6 protein-coding genes are annotated in these 10209 nt (G+C 33.9%); all 6 read right to left on the bottom strand.

The window, feature by feature from the left end:
* A partial coding sequence (locus tag ACJ5GX_RS02010; RefSeq protein WP_495292648.1) for a collagen-like protein occupies positions 1-2951 on the bottom strand: 2951 nt, incomplete at its 3' end.
* A gap of 372 nt (positions 2952-3323) precedes the next feature.
* Positions 3324-4787 (bottom strand): DegQ family serine endoprotease, encoded by a 1464-nt coding sequence (locus ACJ5GX_RS02005; protein ID WP_007302429.1) that lies wholly within the window; start codon positions 4785-4787, stop codon positions 3324-3326.
* 3 nt (positions 4788-4790) lie between these two features.
* Complete coding sequence (gene hflC / locus ACJ5GX_RS02000) at positions 4791-5663, bottom strand: protease modulator HflC (RefSeq protein WP_007302430.1); 873 nt, start codon at positions 5661-5663, stop codon at positions 4791-4793.
* Between the two features lie 2 nt (positions 5664-5665).
* Positions 5666-6691, bottom strand: a complete 1026-nt coding sequence (gene hflK / locus ACJ5GX_RS01995; RefSeq protein ID WP_264690007.1) for an FtsH protease activity modulator HflK — start codon at positions 6689-6691, stop codon at positions 5666-5668.
* A 414-nt stretch (positions 6692-7105) separates the two neighbouring features.
* Positions 7106-8935, bottom strand: coding sequence for a DNA mismatch repair endonuclease MutL (mutL, locus tag ACJ5GX_RS01990; protein ID WP_052264667.1), 1830 nt, complete (start codon positions 8933-8935; stop codon positions 7106-7108).
* The gene (purE, locus tag ACJ5GX_RS01985; protein WP_007302433.1) at positions 8935-9435 is read right to left on the bottom strand and encodes a 5-(carboxyamino)imidazole ribonucleotide mutase; all 501 of its coding nucleotides are present in this window, start codon (positions 9433-9435) and stop codon (positions 8935-8937) included. Before purE ends, mutL begins: the two co-directional genes overlap by 1 nt.
* Positions 9436-10209: the final 774 nt, after the last annotated feature.

Raw genomic sequence — 10209 nt, 5'->3', positions numbered from 1 at the left:
CCTGTAAGACCTTGTGTACCATTGAAGCCCCTCATACCTGGCTCTCCCTTAGGACCTTCTGGACCTTGCAATCCATTTGCACCTGGTTCTCCTTTCTCACCCATATCACCTTTTATTCCCATGGCTCCGTCTAATCCTTTAGGACCTATATCTCCTGTTTCTCCCTTTGGACCTTGGACTTCTCCTGGATTTTTCCTTAGTTCTTCTGCAATGCTTTGTGTTAGCTCGGTATTATTTGCAAGGTTTTCTACTAATGTATGATTAGAATCACTTAGTAACACATCTGCTAGCTCTTCCATTCTGTTATCAGCTAATGCAATGGCTATTCCTGTTTGAATATCTTGATTACTAATAATTCTTCCTGCAACTTGCTTCTCTAATACTAAATCTCCGCCTTGGTCACGATATTCAAGCACCTGATTAGCAATAGTGCCATTATTAATTAATTTTTGTGCAACTTCTTCAGGACTTGCATCTCTACCTTTATCACCTTTAGACCCAGTATCTCCTTTGTCACCTTTAGAACCTATCTTTCCTTTCTCACCCATATCACCTTTTATTCCCATGGCTCCGTCTAATCCTTTAGGACCAATATCTCCCTTTGTTCCATTTATACCTGGCTCACCTTTTATGCCTGGCTCACCTTTTATGCCTGGCTCTCCCTTAGGACCTTGTGCACCTGGCAATCCATCTGTTCCGGTATCTCCTTTATCACCTTTAGAACCAGTATCTCCTTTGGGACCTTTTATCTTTCCTGGATTTTGTCTCAATTCTTCTGCTATTCCTTCACGTAAGACTGGATCATTTACCAGCACTTTTTTATCTTGATCATCTTTTGCTTCTAGTACTGCTCTTCCTAATTCACCTACTTTTTGAGTGTCAAAGAACTGATGAACAATATTTTCAACTATTGTTTTTGCTGCATTCACATCGCCTTTTAATTTGGCATACTCAAGCAAATACTCAACTAATTTTTCCTTGTCTATTTCTTGCTTCACGATTTCTAGAGCCTTTGGCTGATTATTTAAATCACTATGAAGCAGAAGATACTTAGCAAGTGCCCAATCGCTCACCTTACCTTTTATAAGATTGTGAGCTTCTATCTCGCTCATACTGCTTCTATCAACAAGTAGTTTAGCAAGCTTTTCTGCAAATTTTTCATATTTTTGGAAGGCTATAGGATCGGGATTATTTTTCTTTGTGGCATCGCTTGTTATCTTACTCACAGTATCTTTTATAATGTTTTTTGCTTCCTCTAAAGAAAGTTTACTTACTACTCCTTCAGTAAGTTTTGCTACATCAATTTTATTCACAAGTTCCTGCGAATTAAGATTAATTTTACCGGCAATCTGAGTTGCAAGATTTTCACCTTTGATACCATTTGCGTTAAGAACTGCTTCTCCTAGCTCAGCTTTTTTACTGGTAACTAATTCAGTTGCAATTTCTATAGCACTTGAGGCATCTCCCTTCTCACCTTTTGAGCCAGTATTTCCTTTAGAACCTTCTGGACCAGGAAAACCTCGGTCACCCTTATTACCTTTGGGACCTTGTTCGCCCTTTAACCCCCGTTGACCGTTACGACCTGGTTCGCCCTTTTGGCCTGGAGGACCTTGTACGCCTTTAACTAACGCTTTTAAAGAATCTTCTCGCTTTACACGCTCACCAAAAAGATGTGCTATTCTTTCTGAAAATCCCATGGAATTACTCTGATCTTCTTCCATTATAGCTGCTGCTAAAGGATATAGATGGGCTCTGTTAGAAGAAAATTCGGTAACAACTTGACTAATACTTGGAGTTATTCCATTAGTGCCTTGATTCCCTTTTTCTCCTTTAGGTCCTTGATCACCTTTTGATCCATGCGCACCTGACGATCCAGTATCCCCCTTGTTACCTTGAGGACCAGGCGCTCCATCGAAGCCTCTATCACCTTTTTGTCCCCTTTCACCTGGCTCACCTTTAGGACCTTGTACACCAGTACGTTCTAATCTGTCTATTCTGCGTTTTAAAAGTTCAATTTCTGTTTCTAAATTTATATGTTCTTGAATATTCACATCAACCTCCAAAAAGTTATCAAAATTTTCTAAGTTATAATAATAAGGATATGGACCTGGTCTATTGTCGTGCTCATACCCAAAAGAATTAGGGTTAAAATTATAAAAATTTTTGCATGTGCTATTTTCATACGATATGCAACCAACATAACTATTGCCTAACTTTTTTACTGCGAAATAGGTATCTTGTGCTTTCAAGCTCTCCATTTCATGAAAAGGGAATAACTGGAATGTATTGCTTATACGAGTAAATGCTGAAAGGATATTATTCAATATGCCAACTTTTCCACCAGTTAAATTATATACCTGATTATATACCTGAGCGCTCCTATATAATTTGTATATATTTCTTGATTCTTTAAACAAATAGTCTCCTATTTTTATTTTGAGTCTTCTATCAGGTGAACTTTTAAGATCTTCCAAAATAAGACTAACATTTTCGCTACTAATTATGTCTTTTGGATCTATTAAAACCTTCCTGTTTTCTAGCAGTTCATAATAAGTACTACAGCTTTCATGATTATATGTGTTAACATGTAAACCATTTGTGTAACCATAAGGCATATGATAAATAGTATCTATCATAGTATCTTTGCCATCATAGTAATAATAATAAGGTTGATCAGAGGTAGTAACTAAAGCGAATTTGTAATCATTTCCTACCCTTTCTAGCTTTAATTGTGGCCATTCAGATAAGTTGTTTAGTATACTTGCCACGTCATGCTTCAAATCCCAAATTTGAAAACTCAGGCCAATATTGTTGTCGATGATAATGTAAGATACACTAGGCAGGCTAAATGTTGTTTTGTTATTTAATCTTATTTGTGCAGGTATCCTACGACCAGTTCTATTATTACAATCTTTTTGTGGAATATCTTCCTTTTCTAGTTTAAAACGCATCTCCACCTCCCTTTGCGATTAGATATAATTAATTTATGGGTATTAATTATTGATTAATACTGATGATCAGTAAATATAATTATATTTTACACTAATTTAGTTATAAATTAACTTGTGAAAGAAAGTTGTTTTTTTACAACTGAGCATAAAAATGCTTTGTATTATCGAACTTCTTACCACTCCAGCTCTTTCATCTTATGGATGATATCGTTCCAGTGCTTGATACTGAAATCTAGTTCTTCCATAACCTCGTTGGAAAGGTTTTCAGTATAGGGACAAATTTTATTAATCTACAGAAACACCCTTACCCTCAGGATAAAGAAGCTAGTTAAATTTGTCAAGCAATTTTTTCATGACCAGCTAGATAAATAGCTACTTCTTCAATTTGATTGAGGTGAAAAATTGATTGCCGTTGCGGTAAATAAGCAGCATTACTGAATCTTTGCCGTCTTTTTTTACTGCTGAATCAATTTGTTTTTGAAAATCATTAGTATTTTCAATATCGATTCCATCTAGTTGAATAATTATATCACCTTTCTTAATAACACGTAGTGTAGAATTACTACTACTATCTACACTAGTAACTACTACACCCTTTGTGGGTGCATTGTTTTTTAGTTCTTTTGGCAAATTTGAAACGGTTAAACCACTTATATAACTAGATGTTGATTTATTTTCTTCTTGATTATTACCTGAATCATCATTTGTAGATTCCTCGATTGCAACCTTGATATTGACTTCTTTACCTTTTCTAAGTAACTTAACCTGTACTTTCTTTCCGGGCTCAGTTCGTGAAACCATATGAGGTAATTGCGTCATTCTATCAATTTTTTTGCCGTCAAACTCTAATAGTATATCACCTACTTTGATTCCTCCTTTCTCTGCAGGACTGCCCTTTACTACGCTTGCAACTAATGCACCTTTGATATCTTTTAAACCCAAGGATTCAGCAAATTCTTTTGTTATAGGCTGAACTTGCACGCCAAGCCAACCATGTTTTATTTTTTTACCACTTTTTAATGTGTCAATAATTGAAATAGCTAGATTAGATGGTATAGCAAAGCCTATACCCACGTTACCGCCAGATTCAGATGGGGAATAAATAGCAGTATTAATGCCTATAACTTTTCCATTTAGATGAAATAGTGGTCCCCCTGAGTTACCTCTATTAATTGCAGCATCAGTTTGAATAAATTCATTCATAGTACCAATACTAATGTCTCTAGATCTTGCAGACACAATTCCTGTACTTACAGAGCCACCTAAACCAAAAGGGTTGCCTATTGCAATAACTGTATCACCAACTCTTGCTTTATCAGAATTACCAAATTCAACAAAAGGAAGATCTTTATCAGAATTAATCTTAAGCACAGCAAGATCAGTTTTTGCATCATAGCCTAAAACTTCTGCTTTGAAATAAGTATTATCGTTCATAGTAACTGTAATATCTTGGGCATTTTTAATAACGTGATAGTTGGTTACTATGGTTCCACTTTTATCTATAATAAATCCAGACCCAAGTAACGTCACTTCTCTATTAATGCTAGGAGCTCTATCGAAAAATTGATCAAAATGCTCGAAAAATTCTCTAAAGTCATCAAAGAAATTATTTCTTGGCGTAAAAGGGATTTTAGTTCTACTGTTATTTTCTTGCTTAACTATTTGCTCACTTGAAATATTTACAACTGCGGGAATAAGTTCTTCCACTATATCAGCAAGCCCTTTATTACAACTACATACAGGATCTGCAACTGTTTTTGCAAACAGATTAGCATATGAAGCAAATGAAATTAAAAAATATGCAAATATAGATAAAATAAATGCTTTACTTTTCATAAACTATTTCCATCCCTTGTTCAAAATATCTAAGAAATTATTATTTGGTGAAAGCACAAATTTAGTATTACCCTCAGCAAATGATTTACTGTAAGCTTTCATAGAGCGATAAAAGTTAAAAAACTCTTCATCAACCTTGAATGCCTCATTATAGATTCTAGTTGCTTCAGCATAACCACGGCCTCTTATTTCATGTGATTCTTTTACTGCACTAGAGACAATTCCCCTTTTTAATTTATCAGCTTTTGATCTAATTTCTTGTCCAGCTTGTTCTCCTTCTGCTCTAATTTCTTTTGCTTCCTTTTCTCTTTCAGTTTGCATGCGGCGGAATATTGCAGAACTATTTTCTTCTGGTAGATCTGCTCTCTTAATTCTTACATCTATTATCTCTATGCCAAATTTTCCAGCTTCAGAATAAACTCCACGTTGAATTAATTGCATAACTTCTGATCTCTTTTCATTCAATAAACTAATTAATGAAAATCTTCCTATATTCTCCCTTATGTGAGCTTCTATGACAGGATATAATCTTCTAACTAGCCCTGATTCATTTTTCACAGTCTGATAAAAAGTGATAGGATCTATTATTTTATATTTTGCATAAGCATCTACTATAATACGCTTTTGATCTGCAGTTATCACTTCCCTTGGAGTTTTATCAGGACTTAGATCTAAAATTCTCTTATCAAGAAATTCTACGTTATTTATAAATGGCAATTTAAAATATAAACCACTGTCCCTAACATCTTTTACGACTTTACCGAGTTGTATAACTATTGCTTGTTTTGTTTCTTGAACAACAAAGATTGAATTAGATAATGCAATCAATAATGCAACAAATACAAAAGCAAAAACAATTTTAATATTACTACTCATGACTATTTTCCTAGATTTGTAAGAGGTAAATAAGAGAACATACCTTTCAGATCGTCTGTTATAACAAATTTATCTACCTTGCTAAAAATATTTTCCATAGTTTCAAGATAAATACGATTCTTAACAAGAGAAGGATTTTGTCTATATTCTTCATAAAGAGATAAAAAGCGATTTGCATTACCTTTCGCTTCATTTATTATTTCGTTCTCATATGCTTCTGCATCTAATTTTATCTTTATTGCTTCACCTTTTGCACGAGGTATAATATCATTACTGTAAGCATATGCTTCGTTTATAGTACGCTCCTTATCTGCACGAGCACTTTGTACATCCCTAAATGAGCTAATCACTTTTTCTGGTGGGTCAATTTTTTTCATTTGAACAGATAAAATTTCTATACCCATTTGATATCCATCAAGAATCTGTTGCAATAAAATTCTAGTATCTCTGGAGATTTCAGCCCTACCTTGACCTTCGAGTGCAAAAGAGATCGTATTTTTACCTATTATTTCTCTCATGGCACTTTCAGCAGCATTTTTAACGCTGAAACCAGGTTTATAATCCCGCACTTTGAATAAATAATCTTTGGCATCTCTAACTCGCCACTGGACCTCAAAGTTAACGTTGACTATATTCTCATCTCCGGTAAGCATCACTCCTTCACCACGATCTGTATCTTGCCCATAAGAGCTGCTTATCCCAATTTCTTCACGATTTACTTCTTTAACATTCACTTTAAAAACCTTACCAATAGGGTAGGGAAAGTGATAACGCAAACCAGATGTTTCTGTATTGGAATATTTGCCAAAAGTAAGTTCTATACCTTCCTCACTCGGATGGACAATATAGAAACCAGTACAAAAATAAAACAACAAAACAATAAAAATGATGAAATAAGGTTTTTTCCCTCTATTTCTGGTTAAGCCATTAAAAAAGCATCTTATATCAGACACAGCTTTACTTAAAATATCTTCATTACTTGAACCTGACGGTTTCTTTCCAAGATTCCAAGGATTACGCTCATCCATAAAAATTATTAATTGTATAACTAATACGCTGATATTACTTAATCTTATCAAAAAATGCAAAACTATTTTGTTTGCAGATTAATGATCGGAGTGAAGGATGTGATCATACACTTCCTTTTTCTCTATATTATATGGTCAATTCTACAGAATTTCTGGCTTTTTTTGAATTCTTTATTGTCGTTTTTGATAAGTATCTTTAGTTGTATATTAATTATTAACATAAAAGACAATGCCTGGGATTTAGGAAACTTAATTTTAATCAAGTAGCTGCATAATAAATCATCGTCAAGTAATAGAATGACATTATCTACTATACAAATTACCTGCAAATTGCAATGTTCGAACAATTGTGTATCTGAGTTTTGAGATGACGAAACTAGGGTTGTATAATCTATACACATTTGTGACAATTTCTTACCTTCGCTCAAATAACTTTTCAATATCGCTTAATTTCATTTCTATATAGGTTGGTCTTCCGTGATTGCATTGTCCAGAATATGGTGTTTTTTCTATTTGCCTCAACAACTCATTCATCTCCTCTAATTTCATCTTTCTACCTGCTCTAATTGATCCATGACAAGCAATTGTAGCTAGTATTTTATTTATTTTATCCTCTATAGGTAGAGTATCTTCTATTTCTATTAATCTATCCACTATATCAATTAGCATTTTCTTCACATCTATTGACCCTAAGATTGCAGGTATTTCTTTTACTATGATCGCATTTTCTGATTTAATTTCGATATCAAAGCCCATTTCGAAAAGCTTATCCTTATAAACTTCTATCATTTCCATACCGGCTTGACTTTTGATTTCAACCATTTCAGGCAAAAGAAGTTTTTGTCTTTTTATACTTGATTTCTCCTTTAAGCACTCGTATACTAGTCTTTCATGGGCTGCATGCTGATCTACTATAATTAGTTTGTCTCTTACCTCGGCAATAATATAAGTATTGTAGATTTGACAGTGTGCAAACCCAAGTGGATAATCCCTTATTAGATCGGTTTGTTTCCTTTCCAAAATTGTAGTTTCTGCTCGTGGAGGAGATTTTTGCATACCAGTATAATCAAACGATTTTGAATGTTCTGATAAGCTTTTTGTCTCTATATTTGGAGAAGTAAACTCTCTCATTAACTGGTTTTCAAAAGGATCCGACCTTCTTCCATAAAATTCATTTTTAAGACTAGACCTACTAAAAGGATCTGATGATAGATGATTCGTTGTTGTTCCATTCTGGGCCAATACAGTTTCTGCAAGATCTATTCTCTTTGATAGCACTTTTATTAGCCCTCTTCTCACTATTTCATATATTAGCCTCTTGTTCTGAAACCTTACCTCTGATTTATTTGGATGCACATTTACATCAACTTGATCATACGGTATCTCTAAGTGCAGCGCTGCAAAAGGATATCTATTGCTTGGAATAAGGTCGTGATACGCATAACGAATTGCACCAATAAGTAGATTATCTTTAATTGGTCTACCATTAACAAATGTATAGATCTGAGTTGAATTGCTACGATTGACAGTAGGTTTACAGATGTATCCTGTAAGTCTAATGCCATCTTCTTCTTCACTAATTTGCAAAGAGTTTTCATGAAATTCTTCTTCTACTTCGCATAGCCTGCTAAATAATGAGTTCTGCTTAGCATACTTAAGAAGCTTCTTATTATCGGAGATAAGAGTAAACTCAATTCCATAATTGATCATTGCTAAGTTGTTTACAATATCAACAATGCTTTGTGTTTCTGCCCTTTCGGTTTTGAGAAATTTTAGTCTATTTGGTGTGGCAAAAAATAAATCTCGTACTTCAATATATGTTCCTATCGATAAAGGATAAGGAACAAGCTCTCCTATTTTTTCTCCCCCCTCATACCTTATAGACCATGCTTGATCTGCTTTGCTTGCCTTAGATGATAATTTTATTCTGCTTACTGCTGCAATTGAAGGCAAAGCTTCTCCTCTAAAGCCAAGATGCTTGATCTCTATCAATTCACTGTCACTCAATTTTGAAGTAGCATGGCGCATAAACGCAAGTTCTAAATCATCCTTTTTTACTCCGCTACCATCATCGATTACAGTAATGAGGTTACGCCCACCACTTTCTATCTTAATTTCTATCTCTGAGCTTCTGGCATCTATTGCATTTTCCACTAATTCCTTTACCACACTTGCAGGCCTTTCTATTACCTCTCCTGCTGCTATACGATTTATGGTTTTTGTATCTAAAAGAACTATTGCCATTATAATGTTGGTTTTTCTTTTACTGCTTTAGTTTGCCCCTCTCTCCATTTTTTTAATCTATCTGCAATTTCACTATTAGAAATCGACAATATAGATGCAGCAGTAATAGCGGCATTGCATGCTCCACTCTCTCCTATAGACATTGTTGCAACTGGAACACCTTTTGGCATCTGCACTATAGATAATAGACTATCTAGCCCATTTAATTGCTTGCTATGCACAGGAATACCGATAACAGGTAAATAAGTAAGCGATGCAGTCATACCAGGTAAATGAGCCGCTCCTCCTGCACCAGCTATAATAACCTTAAAGCCTTTTTCTTGAGCAGACTTAGTAAAATTAAAGAGTCTCTCTGGTGTTCTGTGTGCGGATATTATAAATACATCATGTGAAATTTCCAATTCTTTTAATAGGTTAATAGCATGCACCATAGTGCCATAATCCGACTCGCTTCCCATAATTACAGCAACATCCTTTTTCATTTTTTCTGTATTAGACATGATTTTATTTACTAACCAAATAGTATTTCAGAAGCAACAGATATTTAAATTAAATTACGAATATGATATAGCATTCTTATTAAATAGAAACTTTAAAAATTGAAATGAATCCCTATATTAAAATATAGAGGTATAAATTTCGGATATAAGGGTCTATTCATAATCTTTTTAGAAGCAAAGCGGTGGAAGCAAGAAGACGATTTGTAAGCTAGTATTGAATTTTGCTTATCACAATTGTCTACACTTTTCTATAAGAGTATTAGAGACTTACCTTTTGACAATACGGCAAAGATTTCTACAGTTACATCCTTTTATTTGTTTCTTTGCAATTACTTTTTTATATATATTTCAAAACACTTTCTTTACTTCCGCTATGTTTTTTACTTCATTTATTAAAATAATCTTGCCATTTTGAAAACATTGTTGATTCACTGAAGCCACTTTTTAGGACCTGTAACACTATGTAAAATATATCCTAAATCTTCTTGATTTTGTTTCTTTCTACAGAACTCTACTCAGTTTTTCTCCTACTCATCTTGCTCTGTTTTCATAATTTACATACTCTATCTCCGGTTTATTCCTTTCTTGAGATCATGTACAGTCTCTAAAACGAGTTTGTAAAATGATTATTTCTGTATTTTAAACTTTGCAATTTCAACTTATTCTCTTTAATAGTAAGTTTTTTACAAAATAATAGTTTGAAATTACTAGTATTTTGATAAAAATTATAGTCGATCTTCTTAAAAATTATGTAGTTAAAAGGGGTCTTTTGTA

This window comes from Wolbachia endosymbiont of Tuta absoluta (assembly GCF_059414725.1).
The sequence above is the reverse complement of the archived record's forward strand: the minus strand, read 5'-3'. Positions and strand labels throughout refer to the sequence as shown.